Consider the following 20,946-nt stretch of genomic DNA (forward strand, 5'->3'; position numbering starts at 1 on the left):
AGACAACCCGTTGGGGGATTGCCGAATTCACCACTCACCGAAGGAGACCCGTTGCGCCGCATCCTGTTCACCGTGCCCGCGATCGTCGCACTCGCCGCCGTACCCGGCCTGGCCGCCGCGAATGGGCTCGGCGCCTCGGGCGTCCGGGTGCAGGCACTGGAAATGGGCCAGAACTTTCCGGTGACCGGCCTGGGTGCCTCGGTGACCCCGTGCTCCGGCGGCCGGGCCGCCGCGACGGTGACCACGGGCGCGGACGGCGCGGCGACCGCATCGGTCCCACTCGGCTGCTACCGGGTCGTGGTCACCACGGTTCCCGCGGGCTGCTCGCTCGACGGTCCGAATACCATCCAGGTCGGCACCTTCCCGGGGGTCACCCCGTCGGCCGTCTTCCACGTCCGCTGCGCGTAGCGCAAACGAGCGAGGGAGCCCGGACATCGGATCCGGACTCCCTCACCGGTGCCGGAACACCCTCGGACGCAACACTTCGTGCGCGCGGTGTGAGGCCCTACTGCCGGGCGATGTCCGAGAGCCAGCCGTGCAGCCAGGTGGTGGTGGCGCCGGAGTTGTCGACCACGTACGACGGATAGGCCTGGTGCACCGAGGATTCCAGGATTCCGGCGCACGCGCTCGCAGATCTTGATAGCCGGATGTCAGCCAAAACCTGCGGCGTTGCACGGGCGACGGGCCGACAACTCGCGACGGCCGGATGTCCGCCGCGGCACCGCGCCGGGGACGCCAGGGGTTCGGCCGAAGAAGGTTCGGCCGAACCCGATCGTCGGCGACCATTGTCGAGGATTCGGATAGAGAAATGGACAGTTTGAGAATTAAATTCACTATTCTAGCGCTCAGCCTGCAGATTCTTCATACTCGCTGTCGAAAGGTGGCATCCATCACCACCACCACCACCACTCGATGACGAGGAGAACCCATGAAGATCGGCATCCCCCGCGAGGTGAAGAACCACGAGTACCGCGTGGCGTGCACCCCGGCCGGGGTTCGCGAGCTGACCGCGCGCGGGCACGAGGTGTATCTCGAGGCCGGGGCGGGCGTCGGGTCGGCCTTCGAGGACGACGCGTACAAGGTCGCCGGTGCGCGCGTGCTCGATACGGCCGACGCGGTCTGGGACACCGCCGATCTGGTGCTGAAGGTGAAAGAGCCGGTGGCACAGGAGTATTCCCGGATGCGCGCGGGGCAGGTGCTGTTCACCTACCTGCACCTGGCCGCGTCGGTAGAGTGCACCGACGCGCTGCTGAAGTCGGGCATCACGTCCATTGCGTACGAAACCGTCACCGGCCGTGACGGATCGCTGCCGCTGCTGGCCCCGATGAGCGAGGTGGCCGGTCGGCTGGCCCCGCAGGCGGGCGCCTACCACCTGATGCGCAGCGGCGGCGGGCGCGGCGTGCTGATGGGCGGCGTGCCCGGCACCCGGCCCGCGAACGTCGTGGTGATCGGCGCGGGCGTGGCGGGGCGCAATGCCGCGGCCATCGCGGTCGGCATGCACGCCGAGGTGACCGTGCTGGATCTGAACATCGCGCCGCTGCGCGAGCTGGACGCGCAGTACCGGGGACAGGTGCGCACGATCATCTCCAACGCCCACGAGGTGGAAAGCGCGGTGCGCGAGGCGGATCTGGTCGTCGGTGCGGTGCTGGTGCCCGGCGCGAAGGCCCCCAAGCTGGTCTCGAACGAGCTCGTCTCGCAGATGAAGCCGGGCTCGGTGCTGGTGGACATCGCGATCGACCAGGGCGGCTGCTTCGCCGATTCGCGCCCGACCACCCACGACGATCCGACCTATCGGGTGCACAACTCGGTGTTCTACTGCGTGGCCAACATGCCCGGTGCGGTGCCCTATACCTCGACCGTCGCGCTCACCAATGCCACGCTGCCGTACGTGGTTTCGCTGGCCGACCGCGGCTGGCGCGCGGCGACGGCGGCCGATCCGGGCCTGGCCGCGGGCCTGAGCACGCACGCCGGTGAGCTGCTGTCCGAGTCGGTCGCGGCCGCGCACGGCTACGACTTCCGCACGGAGGCGGTCGCCTAAGCGCCGCAATGGATTTCGTCCGCCCGCGTCATCGCGGTCGCAGCTGCCGGGCCCTGGGGGCCTCAGCGCTGGGGCCACAGGCGCGGGCGGACGTGCTCGAAGATCAGGATCGTCTCGGTGCGCTCCACGGCCGGATGCGCACTGAGGTGTTCCAGCACGAACAGGCGCAGCCCCTCGGAGTCGGCGGTGGCGACGTGCACGAGATAGTCGTCCGCGCCGGCGATGAAGTACACGTTCAGGACCTCGTTCAGCGCGCTGAGCTGTTCGCCGAACTCGGCCAGGTGCGGGCGCGCGTTGGGCTGGACCCGCACCGCGATCATCGCCTGCAGGCTGCGCCCGACCGCGACCGGATCGATATCCGCGTGAAAGCCCCGGATCACCCCGCGCTCGACGAGCGCCCGCACCCGGCCGAGGCAGGTGGACGGCGCGATCCCGGCCGCGGCGGCCAGCGCGTTGTTGGTCATCCGCCCGTCCCGCGACAGCTCGTCGAGCAGGATGTGATCGATCTCGTCGAGGGGGACGGGCGTCCGCGGGACCGCGGGCCGGTCGGATGTGCGCATACTCGACACGGTACCGAAGATCATTCGGCACAGCTCGAGGACGATGAAGATTATTCGCGGACGAACTGCACAGGCAAACTGGACAGTTCAGACTGAATAAAGTATGGTCGAGGCATGGACCAGAAACCCGGCGACGTCTCCGAGTCCGCCGCCCGCGCCTCGCGTGAGCTCCGGACCCTCGTCGGCCGCCTGCGTCGTCGCCTCATCGAGCTCTCCGACAATCGCGAACTCACCCCGACGCAGACCGCGGTGCTCTCGCGGCTCGGCAAGCACGGAGACGCGTCGGCCAGCGAGCTGGCCGCGGCCGAGCGGGTGCGCCCACAGTCCATGGCCGCCACCCTCGCGGTGCTCGAGCAGCGGGATCTGATCCGGCGCCGCCCCGATCCGGAGGACGGCCGCAAGCAGCTGGTATCGCTGAGTCCGGCGGGCCGCGAATTCTTCGACGATCGTGCGCGAAGCGGGCGGGAGTGGCTGACCGGGCAACTGGAGTCCCGCTTCACCGAGCCCGAGCGGCAGACCGTGCTGGAGGCGCTGGCCCTGCTGGAACGGTTGATTCAGCCCGACCAGTAAAGGGGTGGGCCCTTGCCTCCCGTCATGGACCGTGTCGTCGCGCCGCTGCGCCGTTTGCGCGGCGGCGAGGACGGATTCGATCGCCGACTGATCGCCCCGATGATCCTGGGGTCGATCCTGAACCCGGTCAACTCCTCGATCATCGCGGTATCCCTGATCCCGATCGGCCGCGCATTCGGCGCGCCGCCCGCTCAGACGGCCTGGCTGATCTCCGCGCTGTACCTCGCGACCGCCGTCGGCCAGCCGGTCGTCGGCCGTCTGGTCGATCTCTACGGGCCGCGCAAACTATTCCTGATCGGCACCACGCTGACGGGCATGGCCGGACTGCTCGGCACCCTGTCGCCGAACCTGGGCGTACTGATCGCGGCCCGGGTGATCCTCGGATTCGGTACCTGCGCGGGCTATCCCGCCTCGATGTACCTGCTGCGCACCGAGTCCGAGCGGACCGGACGCAACAGCCCGGCCGGCATTCTGACCGTGCTGGCCGTAGCGAATCAGACCATCGCGGTGATCGGCCCGTCGCTGGGCGGGCTGCTGATCGGCCTCGGCGGGTGGCGTGCCACCTTCGCGGTGAACATCCCGCTGGCGATCGCGGCGTTCGTCACCGCGCGGCTGCGGTTCCCGGATGTGGTTGCCCCGCAGCGAGGGTCGCGTTCGGGGATGCGGATCGACCTGCCCGGAATCGTAGCCTTCGCGGCGATGCTGGTCTCGATGCTGCTGTTCCTCATGACACCGCGGCTGTCGAATCTGTATCTGCTCGCGATCGCCGCGGCGGCCGCGCTCGCGCTGGTGGTGCGGGAGTTGCGCACCGTGGAGCCGTTCATCGACCTGCGGGTGCTCGGCGGTAATCCGGCGCTGGTGGCCACCTACCTGCGCACGGTGCTGGCGGCCACGGTGTCGTACTGCTTCCTCTACGGATTCACCCAGTGGCTCGAGGACGGCCGCGGCCTGAGCGCCTCGACCGCGGGCCTGGTGCTGCTGGCCACGTTCGTCACCGCGATCCTGGTGTCCACCACGACCGGTCGGCGGCCCCAGATCCGCGGCAAGCTGATCGTCGGTGCGGTGGTCCAGGTCGCGGGGTGCGCGCTGATGCTGACCCTGCACGCCCGCAGCGCGCTCTGGATGCTGATCGGGCTGGCGTTGGTCGTGGGCGTGCCGCAGGGCCTGCTGAGCCTGGCCAACCAGAACGCGGTCTACCACCAGGCGGATTCGGCTCGGATGGGTTCCTCGGCCGGGCTGCTGCGGACGTTCATGTATCTCGGCGCGCTGGCCGCATCCAGCGCCGACGGCATGGTCTTCGGGCACTCGGCCGATACCGCCGGACTACACCGCCTGGCCATGTTCACGCTGGTGGTCTCGGGTCTGCTGCTGGTGCTCACGGTGGCGGACCGATCGCTGCGGCGGGTGGGCGCGGCCGAGAAGGGCTGAAAATGCCACGAGATTAGCTGAATGCTCGCTAAGCTCGGTGTGTCTCGATGATCGAGACGGCTCCATGGGGCGGGTCGCGATTGCCCCCGCGGCCCGCTTCGCCATGTGTACGGACATTCTGCGGGAGGAAAATGCAGGCGCCGGCCGATCCGAGATCAGCTGCTGTGCGGCTACTTTGGCAGATTCGGGCGGCGGGGTACACCGTCGAGGAATTCATCGCGCTGCTGCGGGTCGATCCGTTCTTCGATACCGCGCCCCTCGCGCCGGTCCAGGACTTTTGGACCATTCCTCCGTCGCACAGCGAGTGTGCTGATCAATTGCCGAAGCGCGGTTAGGTGCCTGGACGTCGATGAGACAGGATCGATTCATGACCGATGCGCCGCCGATCCTCGCCGGAATTCCGGGCACGTTCCCGCACAGCGTGTTCCACGAGCGCCATCCGCTGCTGATCGAGCAGGTGATCGCGGGGCGGCCCTACGCGCCCGCGCAGCGCGCGGCGCTGCACCGCCTGCTCGGCGAGAGCACCACGGGCGTGATCGAACACCTCGACACCGCCGCGCCGGACCTGTCGCACTGGCTGGCCTGGGGCCGGGAGATGTGGGGCCGCCCGTGGTCCGAGGCATCGTTCCTGTGGGCGGAGAGCTACTTCTACCGCCGCCTGCTCGAGGCCGTCGGCTACTTCGACGACGGGGTGTGGCGCGGCGTGGATCCGTTCGCGCCCAAGAAGTACGCGGAACTGCGCACACCGGAGACGGCCGCGGAGGTGTCCGCGCTGGCCCGGGTGTCGGGCGCCCCCGACCACGCGGCGCGTCAGGCGCTGCTGGCCGCGGCGCTGTGGGGCAATCGGGCCGATCTGGGTTTTCTGCTCACCGCGGCGCGGGACGGCGCGGAGGTCACCGAGCCGGCGCCATCGGAGCGGGGCGTGCTCGCCGACGACAGCGCGGCGCTGTGGGCGGCCCTGGAGGCGGCGAGCGACCCGGCGGTTGCGCTGATCGCCGACAACGCGGGCCGCGAACTGCTGCCCGATCTGGTGCTCGCCGATCACCTCCTGGACACGGGCCTGGCCGCCCAGGTGGTGGTGTACCTCAAGCCGCAGCCCTACTACGTCTCCGACGCCACCATGGGGGATCTACTGGCCGTGCTGCGGCTGCTTTGCGCGGCCGCCGACCCGCAGGCGCGGTTGATCGGCGAGCGGCTGTGGGCGGCGCTGAGCGACGATCGGCTGGTGCCGCGCACCCACGAATTCTTCTGCGCCCCACTGACCTACCATGAGCTGCCCGGGGATCTTTTCGTCGAACTGTCCGGTGCGGAGATGACGATCCTCAAGGGGGACCTGAACTACCGCCGCCTCGTCGGCGACCGCTACTGGCCGCCCACAACGCCTTTCGGTGAGCTGGTGGGTTACTTCCCGTCCCCGGTGACCGCGTTGCGCACACTGAAATGCGATGTTGCGGTCGGGTTAGCGGAGGGCAGGGCGGAAGAACTCGATGCGGCGGACCCCAATTGGCGTACCAGCGGCGACTACGCCGTGATCCACTGTGCGTGATCCCGGACAACGCGGCCTCGTTCCGGTGTGTGGCTCAGCCGATTTCGCGGACCAGCTCGATACCGCGCCCGAGTGTCGCGAGCTTGTCGTCGAGGGTCTCCCCGGCGGGGTACATGCGCACGGTGTCCACGCCCGCATCACGCCAGACCCGAAGGCGTTCGCGCACCATCGGTTCGGTGCCGATCAGAGTGGTGGCCAGCACCATCTCGTCGGTGACGAGGGCGGCGGCGCCCTCGCGATCCCCGGCCTGCCAGCGGTCCCGGATCTCGCCGGTGACCCCGGACCAACCCTGGCGGCCGTAGGCGGCGTTGTAGAAATTCGTTCCGGCGCTGCCCATCCCGCCGATACTGAACGCCAGTTCCATCGTTCGGCCCCGGATGTGCTCGCGCATCCGGTCCTCATCGTCGAAGAGCGCGATTTCGGCGCCCTGGCAGATGTCCAGATCGGCGCGGGTGCGCGCGGAGGCGGTCAGCCCGGCATCGAGATGGTCGAAGTAGGCGTGTGCCCCCTCGGGCACGAAACTGGTGCCCAGCCAGCCGTCCGCGATCTCGCCGGTCAGTTCCAGCATGCGGGGGGAGAGGGTAGCGAGGTAGATCGGGATGTCCGGGTTGGCGGCCTTGGACAGCCGCATCGGGCGGGCCTCGCCGGGCAGCGGGATCTGGAATTGCTTGCCGGAGAACGAGATCTTCTCGCCCGCGAACACCTGGCGCACGATCTGCACGGTCTCGCGCATGCGGGTCAGCGGACGCTCGAAGCGCACTCCGTGCAGCCCCTCGATGACCTGTGGCCCCGAGGCGCCCAGGCCCAGCAGGAAGCGCCCCCCCGACAGGTCCGCGAGTGTGAGCGCGGCCTGCCCGATCGCCACCGGGGTGCGCGTGCCGAGCTGAATGATGCCCGATCCCAGCAGGATCCGTTCGGTTCGGGCGGCCAGATAACCCAGGACCGACGGGGCGTCCGAACCCCACGCCTCGGCGACCCAGCAGACGTCCAGGCCCATCGCCTCGGCCTCGACCACGAAATTCAGTGTGTCCCGGGCATTGTCGGAGACCTCGACGGTCGTCGCGGTCCTCATTCGGGGATGGTGAGCCGCGGAGCTTGCGGAGTCGGCGGGGTGGGTCAACACCGTGCCTCCGCGCGGGCCTTGATCGCGGCGAGCGTGCCGGTCATAGCGGTCTCGAACTCCCGCATCCGGACGAAAACGATCTTCTCCTCCTTGTCCGGCATCGCGTCGATTGCCCGCGAGAGGCCCGAGCGGGCCGGGCCCATGCGCACCCACTGCCGCAGCATGGTCCCGCTGTCGCGCGGGTCGAGGGTGAAACGCCATGTCGCGGTGGGATTCTCGGGATCGCTGACCGCCCAGGCGAAGGTGTGGAGGGGATCGCATTCGATCACATGGGAAGTCGTCGACCATTCGCCCAGCGACGGGTGGGCGCTGCTGCCGAGGAAGGTGTTGCCGATCGCGGGGCGGGTAGCCCCGCCCAGCCAGTGCGCGGACCGCAGCTCATCGCTGAACTCCGGCATGAGCGTGATGTCCGAGACGATCTCCCACACCCGCTGCGGTGGGGCGTCGATCCAGGTCTCGACCTCGACGGTCGGACCGTCGGCGTACTTCGCGCCGGTCCACTCCATGCTGATCACCTCTCTCGCGGCATGCGCTCCCGAGATAGTCTCGTAATTAGACTTAGCATGTCAACCCCTGTTTATACGCCTAGTCGGCGGCGAAACGCCGCGCGATATCCGGTCGCGTGGCCAGCTGCTGCGGATATCCCGGACCGATCCGCATCCGGGATTCCGTGGCCGGGAGTTCCTCCCCGCAGTGCTCGCACACCACCCGCGCCCGGGTGTCGTGCCCGCAGCGCGTGTGGTGGACCACGACGGGCGGCCCGTCGTCGCTCGCCAGCCAACGGTCTCCCCACCGGGTCATGGCCAGCAGCACGCTCCAGAAATCCGCGCCCATCTCGGTGAGCACGTATTCGTACCGCACCGGTTCGTTCTGGTACGCGCGCTTTTCCAGCAGCCCCTCGGCGACCAGGCGCCGCAGGCGCTCGGCGAGGGTGGTGCGCGGAATGCCCAGCTGCTCCTGGAACTCGTCGAAGCGGCGGATGCCGTAGAAGCATTCGCGGAGCACCAGCGGCGTCCACCAGTCCCCGAGCAGATCCATGGTGCGCGCGACCGAACAGGGCCAGCGGGCGAAGGAGGTCCGTCTCATCATTCGAGAATACCGGGTCCAGGAATGAAACTTCGCTGGTTGACGGCGTTGATTCAGCGGTCCGGCAGCGACCGAGGCAGTCCGAACCAGGGCAGGGCGGTGTTGTCGAAACGGACCATGCCGCTGATCCGATCGCCGGTGAGGGTCAGGACGTAGAAGCCGGTGCCATGGCTGCCACCGCGCACTCCACGCAGATGTGCGCCGAATGCGGGCTGGCCGTTGGCGCGGGCCGGCACGAGGTCGAAGCGGCGACCCGCGCCGAACAGGGTGCCGCACAGGCGCGCAACGACGTCGCGGCCCTCGTATTCGAATGGCATCGGCGGCATGGAGACGAAGACGTCGTTGCCTATACCTTCGCGGATACACGAAATCGCCTGCGGGGTCCGCGGTATCAGCGCAGCGGCACGGACCAGTACACGCGGGTGCCGGCCGATGGTGCGGTGCTTGCCCGCACCTCGAATCGCCCACCCGATTGCTCGGCCCGGCGGCGCAGACCGTCCAGCCCGCCCGGCTCGGGCCCGCCGCCGTCGTCGGTGACGATCACCGTCAGATCGTCCGCCACGCCGATCTCGACGTCGATCCCCGTCGCCCCGGACTGCCGTGCGGCATTGCGGACCGCCTCGCGCACAACGGCTTCCACATGCTCGGCCAGCTCGCCGCCGACCACCGACAGCGGCCCGTTGACCCGCAGCGCGGTCCGGAGTTCGCCGTAGGCGCCCTCGCGCCGAATCGTCATCTCGAGGCGTTCGCGCAGCTGGGTGCTTTGCTGGTCGCCGCCGTGCAGTTCGAAGATGGAAGTGCGGATCTCCTGCACCACGTCCTGCAGACCGTTGGCAATGCCGGTGAGCAGGTCCCGCACCTCGGTCGACTGGGTGCGCGGAATGGTCGCCTGCAGGCTGAGGCCGATAGCGAACAATTGCTGGATCACATGGTCGTGCAGATCGTGGGCGATGCGGTCGCGGTCGGTGAGGATGTCGACCACGCGCATGCGCTGCTGCGCCTGGGCCAGCCGCATCGCCAGCGCCACCTGATCGGTGAATGTCGTTGCCAGCTCCACGATTTCGGCGGTGTAAGGCGCCGCACCGGCCTCGCGCAGCACCGCCAGCACGCCGAGGGTGGAACCGGAGGTGAGGAGCGGGACGATCAGCGCGGGACCGGCATCGGGCAGCAGGTCGGCCAGATCGGCGGGGGCGGCGTCCAGGGCCGCGGCGGTGCGCCCGAGAAAGGCCGCGCCGATGGTCGTCCCCTCGGTGCTCAGCGGACTGTCCGGCCGCAATCCGGGGCCGGGCCCGGACCACTCGGAAACCACCAGTTCGGTGATGTCCTCGAGGGCGCTGTCCGGATCCGGTGCCACCGCGAGAAATGCGCGCAGGGAATGGGTGAGGGTGCGGGCGGTGTCGGTGAGATGCGCCAGCACTTCACCGCTGGGCGTGCCGGCCAGCAACTCGGTGGTGATGTCGCGGGTGGCGGCGATCCACGCCTGGCGGGTGCGCGCGGACTCGAACAGGCGGGCGTTGTCGATCGCGATGCCCGCCGCCGCGGCCAGCGCCTCGGCGATCACCTTGTCGTCCTCGCCGAACGGGAGCTGATCGGATCTGTCCGCCAGATAGAGGATTCCGAAGGTCTCGTCGCGAATGCGTACCGGCACGGTGAGAAACGATCGGCTCGGCGCGAATCGGGCGGGGCGTTCGTCGGGGCCGACGCGCCGCACCGGATCCGGGAAAACCCCTAGCGCGCCGAGTCGTTCGGGGGGCGTGCCGTTGTGCTCCCGGGCGACCCCATCGCTGTCCTGGCAGATGAACCGGTGCAATCGCCGGTCATGGCCGTAGACCGCGAGCGCGCCGTATTCGGCATCGACCAGGGCGGTGGATGCCCGTACGACGGTGCGGAGCGTGTCGTCCAGATCCAGGATCGAATTGATCGCGAGCATGGCCTCGACGAGCGCGTCGATCCGGTCGCGCATGTCGATGACCTGGTCGACGCGATCGCGGACCTCGGCGAGCAGTTCGCGCAACCGCAGCTGGGACAGCGTCTGGCGGACCGAGTACGAGCCGATGCTGGAGGGTTGCCCGGGTCGCGTCGTCACCTCGGACGGTGCGACTTCGGGGGGCTGTTCTGCCGGCTCGGGCAGTTCGGCCATCTGGGCAATCCTGACGATCGGCGGGACCACGCTGGCGCGTCGAATCATACGCCCGGCGTGTCATTTTCGATCTTCATTGCACAGATGTCCGGCGTCCGAGCTGAAGGGGACCTTGTTCTCTGTCGGCGCCGGCCCCGCCGATGATCGGATAGGGATCAAGGGGTTCCGGGCGTATCGGCGCCCGACAGATTGGAGGCGGTCGCGACGTGGTGTGGATCGAGTGGAACTCCACCGGCGAGATCGCGGAATCGCTTGCCGGTTATCGCGGCGGCCCGGAGGGCAGCGTCGTGATCGACCTCGATCGCGCCGAGTCGATGCAGTTGATCGCCGACACGCCCTACGGGCGGGTGGTGTTCACCCGCGACGCGCTCCCCGCCATCCGGCCGGTGTTCCATCTGGTCGAGGAGGGCCAGATCATCGTGCGCACCCGTATCACCTCCCGGCTCACCGGCACGGTGCGGCCGGAGACCACCGTGGTGGTCGCCTACGAGGCCGACCAGATCGACCCCGCGACGCACACCGGCTGGGCCGTCGTGGTGACGGGCCTGGCGCATCCGATCACCGACCCGGCCCGGGTCGCCCGGTACGAAAAGATCCTGCGGCCGTGGATGGACCGGAATATGGATTCGGTGATCGCGATCGAGCCGACCATGGTCAACGGCATCCGGCTGCTCGGGCCGTGCGGTCAGGACAAATGACGTTGCCCACCATGAAGTTTGGACGCGTAGACCGCCGCCTGAGTGCGGCGCTCCAGGCCCAGTTTGGTGAGCAGGCGCGAGACATAGTTCTTGACGGTCTTCTCCGCCAGGAACATCCGCTCGGCGATCTGACGGTTGGTCAGGCCCTCGCCGAGCAGGTCCAGCAGCTTGCGCTCCTGGTCGGTGAGCGAGGCCAGGGGGCCGTCGGTCTCGGTGCTGCTACGCAGCCGTGCCATCAGCGCCGCGGCGGCGCGATTGTCCAGCAGCGAGCGGCCCGAGCCGACCTCCTTGACCGCGCGCGCGAGTTCCATTCCCTTGATGTCCTTGACGACGTAGCCGCTGGCGCCGGCGAGGATGGCGTCCATCATGGCCTGTTCGTCGGTGAAGGAGGTGAGGATCAGGCAGCGCAGGCCCTCGAGCTTGGACAGCAGCTCGCGGCACAGTTCGATGCCGTTGCCGTCGGGCAGGCGCACGTCCAGGACGGCGACGTCCGGTCGCAGCGCGGGTACGCGCGCCATGGCGGTGGCCACGTCGCCGGCCTCTCCGACGACGGTCAGCTCCGGATCCTCCTCGAGCAGGTCTACCAGGCCGCGACGCACGATCTCGTGGTCGTCGACGAGGAACACCTTGATCATCGGTGGTGTCCAATCTCCGTGCGGTAGTTACCGCAACCATAGTCCGTCCACAGCGCCCGCACACCCCACTTACTGATCTTGGTCGGTCGGCGGTCACGGGTCGTGGTGGCACGGGGGTGTGGAGTGTCCGGTTCACAGGAGCCTCGGCCGCCGGGGTGGCGCACCCGGCAGGGTCCTGTGTCCGTCCATTGTGGGGCCAAAGTCCCGGCGCCGAAGTTGCGGATATCCGACTTGTGATGTCGCCCAGCGCTATTCGCTGCCAGCAGTGGGATGGGGTTCGCAGTGGCGGGCGAGCTCGAGCATCTTGGCGCGATATTCGCCCGGGGTGATCCGTCCGGACAGCCGCGCCGCCAGCAACGTGTTCTCGGCGGTCAGCGCGGGCCAGACCTGGGTGGGGGAGGCCCACTCGATGGTGAGCTGGGCGTCCACCTCCGGGGCCGGACCGCGCGGTGTCGGCGGTGTGGGCCGGGCGGGGGGTTTGTGCAGGTGGATGCGGTGAATCCGCCCGGTGATGCGCAACGCGATCATGCACCAGGAGACCAACACGGCCATCGCACACCCGGCGAAGATAACGATGTCCATCCCTCATCACCTCGTGCCTCAAGGTTACTTCGAAAAGATGTGCCCACGAACGGTTTCCATCCAAAGATCAGAATCCGTTGGCGGATCGTTGCGACCGGGGCGTCGTCGACGGTCACGGGCCGAGTCTCGGCCCGCATCTCGGTGCTTCGCAGGCGGTTGCGATAGATCCAATGCCCATATCTATACAGGAATATGCGCATTGGAATATGCGATTTGGATCGATCGTGTTTCGTCGGCCGGGGGAGCGCCCAGCACCTCCAGTGCAGGTCAGACCTGGAGAGCTCGACGACGAGCGCGGTGGGGTAGGGGCGAGGTGACCCGACTCGGGCGAGGACGGGGGGCTTGCCGTAATCGCGGCCCGAGGCTGGAAGGCCGCAGGTCGCCGTCCGATTGTGGAGACTGTCGAATAGGAAGATAACAAACTGTGGTACCGCCCTATGCGCATTTATGCATGAAACTCAACTCCTTCAATCGACAACGCAAAACCCTGCACCGACAGGGAAGGGGGTGGCCGTCGGGGAACTAGACGTAACCGCAGATAACATGTAATCTTCGGGTGTGCCCGGTCAAGGTCGTCCGGGCAGGTCTTCCACGGAACGGATACCTCAATGGCGCGGCATGTCGACGTACTGATCATCGGCGCGGGTCTGTCGGGAATCGGCATGGCCTGCCATCTGACCCGGGAGACGTCCGGCCGCACCTACACGATCCTGGAGCGCCGGGAAGCCGTCGGCGGTACCTGGGATCTGTTCCGGTATCCCGGTATTCGGTCGGATTCGGACATGTACACCTTCGGGTACGGGTTTCGCCCGTGGACCGGCACCAAGGTGCTCGCCGACGGGCCGCACATCCGGCAGTACGTCGCCGATACGGCGGCGGAATACGGTGTGACGGACCATATCCGCTTCGGCCGGCGGGTCGTGCGGGCGAGCTGGTCGAGCCGAGAGCAGATCTGGACCGTCACCGCGGTCGACGAGCGCAGCGGCGAAACCGAGGAGTACACGAGCAATTTCCTGGCCGGCTGCACCGGTTACTACGACTACGACAACGGTTATCGCCCGCATTTTCCGGGTGAGGAGATCTTCCGGGGGCCGATCGTCCATCCGCAGCACTGGCCGGAGGATCTGGACTACCGCGGCAAGCGCGTGGTGGTGATCGGCAGCGGGGCCACGGCGATCACGCTGATCCCTGCGATGTGCGACGAGACCGCACACATCACGATGCTGCAGCGTTCGCCCACCTACATCACCGCGCTACCGGCCGATGATCCGGTCGCCGTCGGATTGCAGGCGGCGAAGGTTCCCACCGCCATTGCGTACCGGACCGGGCGCGCGCGCAATATCGCGCTGCAGCGGGCGAGTTTTCAGCTTTCCCGGACGAATCCGGGGCTCGCGCGCCGGCTGCTGCTGGCCGCGGTGCGCGCGCAGGTGGGCTCGGGAATCGACATGCGGCACTTCAGCCCCCGCTACAACCCGTGGGATCAGCGGTTGTGCGTGGTGCCGGGCGGCGATCTGTTCCGGGTGCTGCGCTCGGGGCGCGCCTCGATCGAGACCGACCGGATCGAGACGTTCACCGAATCGGGTATCCGGCTCGAGTCGGGCCGAGACCTCGATGCCGATATCGTCATCAGCGCAACGGGTTTGACGGTGCAGATGCTCGGCGGTGCGGAGCTGGTCGTAGATGGTGAGCCGCTCGCGACGCGGGATCTGGTGTCGTACAAGGGGACGCTGCTGGGTGGGGTGCCCAATGCGATGATCGTGCTGGGCTACACGAACGCGTCGTGGACCCTGAAGGCGGACTTGGCCGCGGAATACTTCTGCCGCCTGCTCGAACACATGAAGTCGCGGGGATATTCGACCGTCGTCGCAGTGCCGCAGGAGGGGGACAGGTCCGAGCAGTCGGTGATGGGCGGGGCCCTGACATCGGGTTATATTCAGCGCGGGGATGCGGTGATGCCGCGGCAGGGGACGCGTGGGCCGTGGCGTGTGGTGAACAACTACTTCCGGGATCGGAAGTTGTTGCGCAAGGGCGCGATCGAGGACGGGGTTCTCGAATTCGGGCGGCGTGGAGCGGATGTGCGTCAGGCTCCGGAATCGCAATCGGCCTGATCGGCGGTGGCCGGTCGGATCTCGGCTGGACATCTGCTGCGGCGCAAGATATATGTTGTGCCCAATAATATTGCTCACTAGGGTATCGGTCGTATCGACCCGTGCTCTAAGGAGAATCTGAATGAACGTGGTGTACACCGCGGAGGCGCTGGCCACCGGTGACGGGCGCAACGGCCACGCCAGGACCGCCGACGGCACGCTGGATCTGGATCTGGCCCGGCCCAAGGAGATGGGCGGCAGCGGCGAGGGCGCGAATCCGGAGCAGCTGTTCGCGGCGGGGTACGCGGCGTGCTTCCACCAGGCGGTCAAGGCCGTGGGCGGCAAGGGGAATTTCGATACCGGCGATTCGGCGGTCGGCGCGAAGGTGGGTATCGGGCCGAACGAGTCGGGTGGGTTCCAGCTGCGGGTGACCCTCGAGGTGTCGCTGCCGAATCTGTCGCGCGAGCAGGCCCGTGAGGTCGCCGACAAGGCGCATCAGATGTGCCCGTACTCCAATGCCACGCGGGGCAACATCGAGGTGGACGTGCTGATCGCCGAGGACTGAGTCGCGTTGTCCGACGTCGGGTCCCGGGCATGCGGGAATCCGGTGTTGTTCCGGCCGGGGGCGCAATCGCGTTCCCGGCCGAAACGGTTCGGGGACTCAGCCGGGGATCGTGACGGGGTCTGCACAGCTGTCCGGCGCATCGACCAGCGAGCAGGCGACCGGCCTGCGGGTCGGCCGGTATCGGGCGGGTACGCCTGCGGCGCGGGTGATTTCGGCGTAGGCGGCGACCGCGTCGGTAGGGCGGCGAGTGAGCGTGGGATCGGTGAGCACGTCCACGGTGTAGAGGCCGAATCGCGGTGTGTAGCTGCCCCATTCGTAGTTGTCGGTGATGCTCCAGTAGTTGTAGCCGATGACGGGCATGCCGTCGGCCTTGGCGCGCTGGATCCAGTAGATGGTGTCGCGCAGGTCGTTGCCGCGGGTGTAGCCGTCGGCGCGGGGCTGTCCGTTCTGGGTGGGAATGCCGTTCTCGACGATGTAGAGCGGTTTGCCGGGGAAGCGGCGGGCGTAGTACTCGAGTGCGTAATAGATGCCCTCGGGCTGGAGCGGCATTTTCCAGAGGGCGTTGAAGTCGACGTTGCCGCTCAGGAGCGATTGCGGGCTGTAGCCGTAGTAGTAATCGATGCCGACGTAGTCGAGTTTGGCTGCGATCGCATCGAGCATGGGCCCGTTGACGACCGGTTCGGTGGTTCCGGCGACATAGGCGATATTGCTGGTGACCTGCGCTCCGTGCTGGCGCTGGTGAATGTAGTCATAGATGCTGTTGTGCGCCTGGGACAGTCGCTGCTGCATCGCGGGGATCTGCAGCGGGGACAGCTCTCCGTTCTGGGTTTCGTTGACGATGTAGAAGGCGGGCTCGTTGAAGGTGATCCAGAGCGGATTGCGGGATGCGTAGCGGTCCACCACTTTTCGGGCGTTGGTGAGCCAGAGCTCGACCATTCCGGGGTTGCCCCAGCCGCCGCGGTCGGCGGCCCAGCCGGGGTAGACCCAGTGGTCGAGGGTGAGCATGGGGCGCAGGCCATGGGCGGCCATGCTGTCCAGGACGCGGTCGTAGAAGGCGAAGCCGTTCTCGTCCCAGGTGCCGGGGCGGGGCTGGATTCGTGCCCATTCGATGCTGATGCGGTAGACGCCGACGCCGAGCTGCCGGGCGAGGCCGATGTCCGAGGCGTAGCGGGTGTAGAAGTCGACCGCGTTGTGGTAGCGATCGTAACTGGCGTTCTTGGCGACGTAGCGGGTCCAGTTGCTGTCGGGGGCGTGGCCCTCGCATTGGAATCCGGCGCTGGCCACGCCCCAGAGGAAGTCGTTGCCCAGCGGCGGCACGGTCGCGGGGGGTGCGGGCCGGGCGGCGGCGGTGGCGGCCGGGCCTGCGAGGGCGGCCGCGGTTCCGGCGGCGAGGGCAGCCAGGGCGTGGCGTCGGGTGAGCGGGCGCATCGAACTCCTCTGCGTGGGGTGTGCGGGTGGTCGTGCTGAGACGCTAGCTGTCACGTCGGCGGCTAACCGAGTGATCGCTCGGTGTGGTGCCATTCTGTGCTCGAAGTGGGCGCTTGTCCAGTATCGCCACGGCGGAGGCGGCGTTCCTCGCTACGGTGGTGTCATGATCACGCATCTGACGCACTGGGGAGCGTTCGAGGCCGTCAGCGATGGCCACCGGCTCACGGAGGTGCGGCCCTGGGCGGGAGATCCGGAGCCCACGCCGCTGATCGAGAATGTGGCTTCGGCGCAACATCATTCGACTCGGATCTCGCAGCCGTACGTGCGCCGGGGCTGGCTCGAGCAGGGGCCGGGAGCTCCGGGCCGGGGGACGGATCCCTATGTGCCGGTCTCGTGGGAGCGGGCGAGCGAGCTGCTGGCGGGGGAACTGCGGCGGGTGTACTCCGAACATGGGGCCGAGGCAGTGTACGGCGGGTCCTACGGGTGGGCCAGCGCGGGGCGGTTCCATCACGCGCAGAGCCAGGTGCACCGGTTCCTGAACTGCCTGGGCGGCTATGTGCGGCACGTGAACAGCTACAGCATGGGAACCTCGGCGGTACTGCTGCCGCACATCCTCGGGGATCTGTGGTGGTTGCTCGAGCACGGCACGTCCAAGGAGGTGCTGGCGCGGCATGCCGAGTTCGTGGTCGCCTTCGGCGGGCTCTCGCCCAAGAATTCCGCGGTGACGCCCGGCGGGGTCTCGAGCCATCACGCCCGTGGCTGGGTGGCCGCGGCGCGGGCGCGCGGGTGCCGGTTCGTCTCGGTCAGCCCGTTGCGCGACGACACCCCGGGCGAGGCGGATGCGGAGTGGGTCGCGCCGCGTCCGGGCACCGATGCTGCGCTGATGCTGGCGCTGGCACACGTGCTGGATGCCGAAGGCTTGGCCGATCGGGATTTTCTCGATCGATACACGGTGGGCTTCGAGCGCTTCGCCCGCTATCTGCGCGGCGAGCCGGACGGTGTGGTGAAGGATCCGCGATGGGCCGCGGCGATCACCGGCGTGCCCGCGGAGCGCATCGCGGCCCTGGCCCGGGAGATGGCCGCCGCGCGCACCTTCGTCACCGTGAGCTGGTCGCTGCAGCGTGCCCGGCACGGCGAGCAGCCGGTGTGGCTGGGCGTGGTGCTCGCGGCGATGCTGGGCCAGATCGGGCTGCCCGGGGGTGGCTTCGGGCACGGCTACGGGTCCTCGGCGATGGTGGGGGAGCCTAAACGGCGCCTCTCGGCCCCGGGTCTGCCGCAGGGCAAGAATCCCGTTGAGGCATTTATTCCGGTCGCCCGCATCGCCGATATGCTGCTCAATCCCGGTGCGGGTTACGACTACAACGGCCAGCACCTGGTGTATCCGGATATCCGGTTGGTGTATTGGTGCGGCGGCAATCCGTTCCACCACCATCAGGATCTGGCGCGGCTGATCGAGGCGTTCGACCGGCCCGAGACGATTGTGGTGCACGATCCGTTCTGGACGGCCACCGCGCGCCGCGCCGATATCGTGCTGCCCTCGACGATGACGATCGAGCGCGACGATTTCGGCGCGGGCAGCAACGATCGCATGTTCTTCCCGATGCCCGCGCTGACCGGTCCGCACGGCCAGGCCCGCGATGATTACACGATTCTGTCCGAGGTCGCCGAAAGGCTCGGTGTCGGTAAGGAATTCACGCAGGGTCGCACCGCGCGCGAGTGGCTGCGCGAGCTGTACGAGCAGTGGCGCGCGGGCCTGCGGGTCCCGGAGATTCCGGATTTCGACGAGTTCTGGGCCGGTCCGGGGCTGGATCTGGGCGCGGCCGAGGCCGAACAGGTGGTTTTCGCCGATTTCCGCGCCGATCCGGACGCGCATCCGCTGCGCACCCCCAGCGGGCGGATCGAGATCTTCTCCGAGACCATCGATGGTTTCGGCTATGCGGACTGTCCCGGGCATCCGGTGTGGCTCGAACCCGACGAGTGGCTCGGAAGCCCTGCGGCGCAGCACTTTCCGCTGCAGCTGATCGCCAATCAGCCGCGCACCAAGCTGCATAGCCAGCTGGATGTCGGCGCGCACAGCCAATCGGCCAAGGTGTCCGGCCGCGAGCCGGTTCGCTTGCACCCGAGCGATGCCGCCGCCCGCGGCCTGCGCGACGGCGACATCGTGCGCATCCGCAGCGCCCGCGGCAGTTGCCTGGCTGGCCTGGTGATCTCCGAGGCGGTGGGCCGCGGCATCGCCCAGCTGTCCACCGGCGCCTGGTACGACCCCGACCCGGCCGATCCGAGCTTCTGCCGCCACGGCAATCCGAACGTCCTGACCGCCGACCACCCCTCCTCGACACTGAGCCAGGGATGCACCGGCCAGCTGAGCCTGGTGCAGATCGAGCCGTATCGCGAGCCGGCGCCGGACGTCACCGTCACGCGCCCGCCCGTCACGACGTGATCAGCGCGCGGCTGGGTGTCCTGTCGCTCGTTCTCCGAAAGAGCGTGCAGCGTAACGAGTCGCGACACCTGTTCTGATCCGCGGTCAGGTAGCCCGCTGCCGGGAGGACCCGGCGGACACGGCGTTCCCGAATTTGACGTTGGGGCTGGGTACAGTGACCGATTGTGCCGCGAGAGACCTTGACCAGGGAGCAGATCGTCACCGGGGCGGTCGAGGTGCTCGATGCCGAGGGTGTCGACGGACTGAACGTGCGCCGTCTCGGTACTCAGCTGGGCGTGGCGTCCACGGCCATGTACTACCACGTCAAGAACAAGGAAGAGCTGGTCACGCTGGCCGCCGACCTGGTGTGGCAGGAGATCGCGCTTCCCGATCCCGGGCGCGGCGAGTGGCGTTCGGCCGCTGCGGCATTGGCGCGCGAGGTGTACGGGATGATCGGCCGGCACTTCTGGTTGTTGCCGGCCATGAGCACGCACCTGGTCTACGGTCCGGGCAAGGCGCGGTTCGACGAATGCTGCCTCGGCGTCTTCGAGGGCGCGGGCTTCTCCGGAGACGATGCGGATCATGCCTCGGCGACCGTGCTGATGTACGTGATCGGTGCGGCCCACGGCTCGGCCGCGGAGCAGGCCTGGCGGGCGCGATTGCGGCGGGACGGCGCCGAGGAAGCGCCCCGGATACGTGAGACGCTGACCTACGTCACCGACATCGCCCGGCAGTTTCCCCGGCTCCGCGCCCGCCTGGCCGCGTCGGAGTCGAACGACGTCGAAACACTTTCCAGCGATACCAGTTTCGAGTTCGGTCTGCAGACCGTGCTCGATGGTCTGCAGAGCCGGCTCGAGGCCGGTCAGGAGAAGTAGCGGTCGCTCGCGGGCAGCGCCAGCAGGACGATCACCGCCACCGAACCCGCGGTGGCGAGCAGCCACCGCGCCACGATGGCCGGTCGGTACCAGGACGGCAGCGCTTCGGCCGCGGCCTGCAACGCGGCGCGAATGTCGAGACCCTGGACTCGTGGATCGCCGAGCTCGGCGAACGCCGAGACGGTCAGCGGCACGGCGAACACCTGAATCGTGGTGACGTAGCCGACGCCGACTAACACCAGCGGCTCCGCCACCCAGGACAGCAGCCGCCCGAGCTCGTTGCCGCTCAGGGTGAGAACGCCCAGCACCACCAGGGCGGCCGCGATGGCATAACCGACGAAGAATGCCGACCGCCCCTCGGTCAACCGGACCCCGTGCTCCGCGAGCACCTCCGGAGCCACTTCCTGCCGTGCTGCCGCCGCATCCACCGCCCGCTGCGCGCGGGGCCCGGCAGTTCGGTAGGCGAGAAGCATCACCACGAACATCGCCGCCAACAGCAACTGCAGCACGCCGGCGAGAACCACATAGACAGGCACAGCACCTCCTCGAACAAGTTTGAACTAAGATAAAATACAAGCTAGCCATGATTTTATCTTTGTTCAAGAGTTGAGCTGTGCCCCTGGCTCGTCGCGTTCGGGCCCGCGATCGTTCAGGGTATTGCGGCGATGATCTCGCGCAGGCTGGTCGCGGCTTCCGGAGTGGAGAACTCCTCGATGCTGGCACGCAGTGCGCTGTCATAGATTTCGGCGGCGGCTTCGAGGGTCTCGAGGCCCTTGTCGGTGATGCCGGTGTAGACCCCGCGCCTGTCGATCTCGCAGGTGCGGCGCTCAGTCAACCCGGTGTTCTGCAGTCGTGAGACCAGGCGCGATACCGAACTCTGATTGAGGCCGGTGGCCTCGGCGAGCTCCTGGATGCGCAGCTCGCCGAGCTCGTTGTCCGAGAGTGCGCGCAGCGCAACGAATTCGGAGAAGGTGATGCGGACCGCGTGCTGCAGTTCTCGCTCGATGCATCCCTGGACGGCGGTGTGCAGCAGCGATAACGCCATCCAGCGCTGTCCGTCGGGGGACAGGGCGTCGGCATGCGTCGACGATGGTGGCACCGACCGGGTAGCGCTCATGCAGCTGTTCCTTTGCTCGCCCCGAAACCAGTATGCGCATACATCCATT

General features: G+C 68.1%; 22 protein-coding genes. 11 read left to right on the forward strand and 11 right to left on the reverse strand.

Features of this window, described 5'->3' with window-relative positions:
• The first annotated feature begins 51 nt into the window (after positions 1-51).
• Together KO481_RS23540 and ald are read left to right on the forward strand one after the other, a co-directional pair.
• Positions 52-408, forward strand: a complete 357-nt coding sequence (locus tag KO481_RS23540) for a hypothetical protein (RefSeq protein WP_215919746.1) — start codon at positions 52-54, stop codon at positions 406-408.
• Positions 409-928: 520 nt separating this feature from the next.
• Positions 929-2,038 (forward strand): alanine dehydrogenase, encoded by a 1,110-nt coding sequence (gene ald, locus KO481_RS23545; RefSeq protein ID WP_215919747.1) that lies wholly within the window; start codon positions 929-931, stop codon positions 2,036-2,038.
• 62 nt (positions 2,039-2,100) lie between these two features.
• On the opposite strand, the gene KO481_RS23550 is transcribed toward ald, so the two are convergent.
• On the reverse strand, positions 2,101-2,598 hold the full coding sequence (locus KO481_RS23550) for an Lrp/AsnC family transcriptional regulator (RefSeq protein WP_245401409.1): 498 nt from the start codon (positions 2,596-2,598) through the stop codon (positions 2,101-2,103).
• A 114-nt stretch (positions 2,599-2,712) separates the two neighbouring features.
• Between KO481_RS23550 and KO481_RS23555 the strand changes: the two genes are divergently transcribed.
• The 4 genes from KO481_RS23555 (at position 2,713) to KO481_RS23570 (ending at position 6,142) form a co-directional block, all read left to right on the forward strand.
• Positions 2,713-3,168 carry a MarR family winged helix-turn-helix transcriptional regulator gene (locus KO481_RS23555; RefSeq protein WP_215919749.1) on the forward strand — a complete coding sequence of 152 codons (456 nt, stop codon included), beginning with the start codon at positions 2,713-2,715 and terminating at the stop codon, positions 3,166-3,168.
• A 24-nt stretch (positions 3,169-3,192) separates the two neighbouring features.
• Positions 3,193-4,596: an MFS transporter gene (locus tag KO481_RS23560; RefSeq protein WP_215919751.1), complete on the forward strand. Its 1,404-nt coding sequence runs from the start codon at positions 3,193-3,195 to the stop codon at positions 4,594-4,596.
• Positions 4,597-4,727: 131 nt separating this feature from the next.
• A complete protein-coding gene (locus KO481_RS23565; RefSeq protein WP_215919752.1) occupies positions 4,728-4,931 on the forward strand; it encodes a hypothetical protein in 204 nt (67 codons plus the stop codon).
• Between the two features lie 32 nt (positions 4,932-4,963).
• Positions 4,964-6,142, forward strand: a complete 1,179-nt coding sequence (locus KO481_RS23570) for a damage-control phosphatase ARMT1 family protein (protein ID WP_245401410.1) — start codon at positions 4,964-4,966, stop codon at positions 6,140-6,142.
• Between the two features lie 34 nt (positions 6,143-6,176).
• On the opposite strand, the gene KO481_RS23575 is transcribed toward KO481_RS23570, so the two are convergent.
• The 5 genes from KO481_RS23575 to KO481_RS23595 all read right to left on the reverse strand — a co-directional run bounded on the left by KO481_RS23575 (position 6,177) and on the right by KO481_RS23595 (position 10,491).
• Positions 6,177-7,214, reverse strand: a complete 1,038-nt coding sequence (locus KO481_RS23575; protein ID WP_215919756.1) for an LLM class flavin-dependent oxidoreductase — start codon at positions 7,212-7,214, stop codon at positions 6,177-6,179.
• A 44-nt stretch (positions 7,215-7,258) separates the two neighbouring features.
• Positions 7,259-7,771 carry an SRPBCC family protein gene (locus KO481_RS23580; RefSeq protein WP_215919758.1) on the reverse strand — a complete coding sequence of 171 codons (513 nt, stop codon included), beginning with the start codon at positions 7,769-7,771 and terminating at the stop codon, positions 7,259-7,261.
• Between the two features lie 79 nt (positions 7,772-7,850).
• Positions 7,851-8,351, reverse strand: a complete 501-nt coding sequence (locus KO481_RS23585; protein WP_215919760.1) for a winged helix-turn-helix transcriptional regulator — start codon at positions 8,349-8,351, stop codon at positions 7,851-7,853.
• Positions 8,352-8,404: 53 nt separating this feature from the next.
• On the reverse strand, positions 8,405-8,668 hold the full coding sequence (locus tag KO481_RS23590) for a sigma-70 family RNA polymerase sigma factor family protein (RefSeq protein WP_245401411.1): 264 nt from the start codon (positions 8,666-8,668) through the stop codon (positions 8,405-8,407).
• Positions 8,669-8,742: 74 nt separating this feature from the next.
• The gene (locus KO481_RS23595; RefSeq protein ID WP_215919762.1) at positions 8,743-10,491 is read right to left on the reverse strand and encodes a sensor histidine kinase; all 1,749 of its coding nucleotides are present in this window, start codon (positions 10,489-10,491) and stop codon (positions 8,743-8,745) included.
• Between the two features lie 206 nt (positions 10,492-10,697).
• Between KO481_RS23595 and KO481_RS23600 the strand changes: the two genes are divergently transcribed.
• Positions 10,698-11,189, forward strand: a complete 492-nt coding sequence (locus KO481_RS23600) for a pyridoxamine 5'-phosphate oxidase family protein (protein ID WP_443678000.1) — start codon at positions 10,698-10,700, stop codon at positions 11,187-11,189.
• On the opposite strand, the gene KO481_RS23605 is transcribed toward KO481_RS23600, so the two are convergent.
• Complete coding sequence (locus tag KO481_RS23605) at positions 11,177-11,824, reverse strand: response regulator transcription factor (protein WP_215919764.1); 648 nt, start codon at positions 11,822-11,824, stop codon at positions 11,177-11,179. The genes KO481_RS23600 and KO481_RS23605 overlap by 13 nt on opposite strands.
• A 249-nt stretch (positions 11,825-12,073) precedes the next feature.
• A complete protein-coding gene (locus KO481_RS23610) occupies positions 12,074-12,406 on the reverse strand; it encodes a hypothetical protein (RefSeq protein ID WP_215919766.1) in 333 nt (110 codons plus the stop codon).
• Between the two features lie 608 nt (positions 12,407-13,014).
• On the opposite strand from KO481_RS23610, the gene KO481_RS23615 reads away from it, so the two are divergent.
• Positions 13,015-14,514 carry a flavin-containing monooxygenase gene (locus KO481_RS23615; RefSeq protein ID WP_215919768.1) on the forward strand — a complete coding sequence of 500 codons (1,500 nt, stop codon included), beginning with the start codon at positions 13,015-13,017 and terminating at the stop codon, positions 14,512-14,514.
• 121 nt (positions 14,515-14,635) lie between these two features.
• Positions 14,636-15,058, forward strand: coding sequence for an organic hydroperoxide resistance protein (locus tag KO481_RS23620; protein ID WP_215919770.1), 423 nt, complete (start codon positions 14,636-14,638; stop codon positions 15,056-15,058).
• Between the two features lie 96 nt (positions 15,059-15,154).
• Here the strand turns inward: KO481_RS23620 and KO481_RS23625 are convergent, their stop codons facing one another.
• Positions 15,155-16,486 carry a glycoside hydrolase family 1 protein gene (locus tag KO481_RS23625; protein WP_215919772.1) on the reverse strand — a complete coding sequence of 444 codons (1,332 nt, stop codon included), beginning with the start codon at positions 16,484-16,486 and terminating at the stop codon, positions 15,155-15,157.
• 163 nt (positions 16,487-16,649) lie between these two features.
• Between KO481_RS23625 and KO481_RS23630 the strand changes: the two genes are divergently transcribed.
• Both KO481_RS23630 and KO481_RS23635 read left to right on the forward strand, forming a co-directional pair.
• Positions 16,650-18,926, forward strand: a complete 2,277-nt coding sequence (locus KO481_RS23630; RefSeq protein ID WP_215919773.1) for a molybdopterin-dependent oxidoreductase — start codon at positions 16,650-16,652, stop codon at positions 18,924-18,926.
• Positions 18,927-19,090: 164 nt separating this feature from the next.
• The gene (locus KO481_RS23635) at positions 19,091-19,780 is read left to right on the forward strand and encodes a TetR/AcrR family transcriptional regulator (protein ID WP_215919774.1); all 690 of its coding nucleotides are present in this window, start codon (positions 19,091-19,093) and stop codon (positions 19,778-19,780) included.
• Here KO481_RS23635 and KO481_RS23640 read toward each other — a convergent pair.
• A complete protein-coding gene (locus tag KO481_RS23640) occupies positions 19,768-20,316 on the reverse strand; it encodes a hypothetical protein (protein ID WP_215919775.1) in 549 nt (182 codons plus the stop codon). The two genes, KO481_RS23635 and KO481_RS23640, sit on opposite strands and share 13 nt — an antisense overlap.
• 113 nt (positions 20,317-20,429) lie before the next feature.
• Positions 20,430-20,897, reverse strand: a complete 468-nt coding sequence (locus tag KO481_RS23645; protein WP_245401412.1) for a MarR family winged helix-turn-helix transcriptional regulator — start codon at positions 20,895-20,897, stop codon at positions 20,430-20,432.
• Positions 20,898-20,946: the final 49 nt, after the last annotated feature.

This window comes from Nocardia albiluteola (assembly GCF_018860155.1).
GTDB lineage: Bacteria > Actinomycetota > Actinomycetes > Mycobacteriales > Mycobacteriaceae > Nocardia > Nocardia albiluteola.

Coding starts and splice junctions, on each gene's coding strand:
- ald (WP_215919747.1), top strand. CDS start 929: ATGAAGATCGGCATCCCCCGCGAGGTGAAGAACCACGAGTACCGCGTG.
- KO481_RS23550 (WP_245401409.1), bottom strand. CDS start 2,598: ATGCGCACATCCGACCGGCCCGCGGTCCCGCGGACGCCCGTCCCCCTC.
- KO481_RS23555 (WP_215919749.1), top strand. CDS start 2,713: ATGGACCAGAAACCCGGCGACGTCTCCGAGTCCGCCGCCCGCGCCTCG.
- KO481_RS23560 (WP_215919751.1), top strand. CDS start 3,193: ATGGACCGTGTCGTCGCGCCGCTGCGCCGTTTGCGCGGCGGCGAGGAC.
- KO481_RS23565 (WP_215919752.1), top strand. CDS start 4,728: ATGCAGGCGCCGGCCGATCCGAGATCAGCTGCTGTGCGGCTACTTTGG.
- KO481_RS23570 (WP_245401410.1), top strand. CDS start 4,964: ATGACCGATGCGCCGCCGATCCTCGCCGGAATTCCGGGCACGTTCCCG.
- KO481_RS23575 (WP_215919756.1), bottom strand. CDS start 7,214: ATGAGGACCGCGACGACCGTCGAGGTCTCCGACAATGCCCGGGACACA.
- KO481_RS23580 (WP_215919758.1), bottom strand. CDS start 7,771: ATGGAGTGGACCGGCGCGAAGTACGCCGACGGTCCGACCGTCGAGGTC.
- KO481_RS23585 (WP_215919760.1), bottom strand. CDS start 8,351: ATGAGACGGACCTCCTTCGCCCGCTGGCCCTGTTCGGTCGCGCGCACC.
- KO481_RS23590 (WP_245401411.1), bottom strand. CDS start 8,668: ATGCCATTCGAATACGAGGGCCGCGACGTCGTTGCGCGCCTGTGCGGC.
- KO481_RS23595 (WP_215919762.1), bottom strand. CDS start 10,491: ATGGCCGAACTGCCCGAGCCGGCAGAACAGCCCCCCGAAGTCGCACCG.
- KO481_RS23605 (WP_215919764.1), bottom strand. CDS start 11,824: ATGATCAAGGTGTTCCTCGTCGACGACCACGAGATCGTGCGTCGCGGC.
- KO481_RS23610 (WP_215919766.1), bottom strand. CDS start 12,406: ATGGACATCGTTATCTTCGCCGGGTGTGCGATGGCCGTGTTGGTCTCC.
- KO481_RS23615 (WP_215919768.1), top strand. CDS start 13,015: ATGGCGCGGCATGTCGACGTACTGATCATCGGCGCGGGTCTGTCGGGA.
- KO481_RS23620 (WP_215919770.1), top strand. CDS start 14,636: ATGAACGTGGTGTACACCGCGGAGGCGCTGGCCACCGGTGACGGGCGC.
- KO481_RS23625 (WP_215919772.1), bottom strand. CDS start 16,486: ATGCGCCCGCTCACCCGACGCCACGCCCTGGCTGCCCTCGCCGCCGGA.
- KO481_RS23630 (WP_215919773.1), top strand. CDS start 16,650: ATGATCACGCATCTGACGCACTGGGGAGCGTTCGAGGCCGTCAGCGAT.
- KO481_RS23645 (WP_245401412.1), bottom strand. CDS start 20,897: ATGAGCGCTACCCGGTCGGTGCCACCATCGTCGACGCATGCCGACGCC.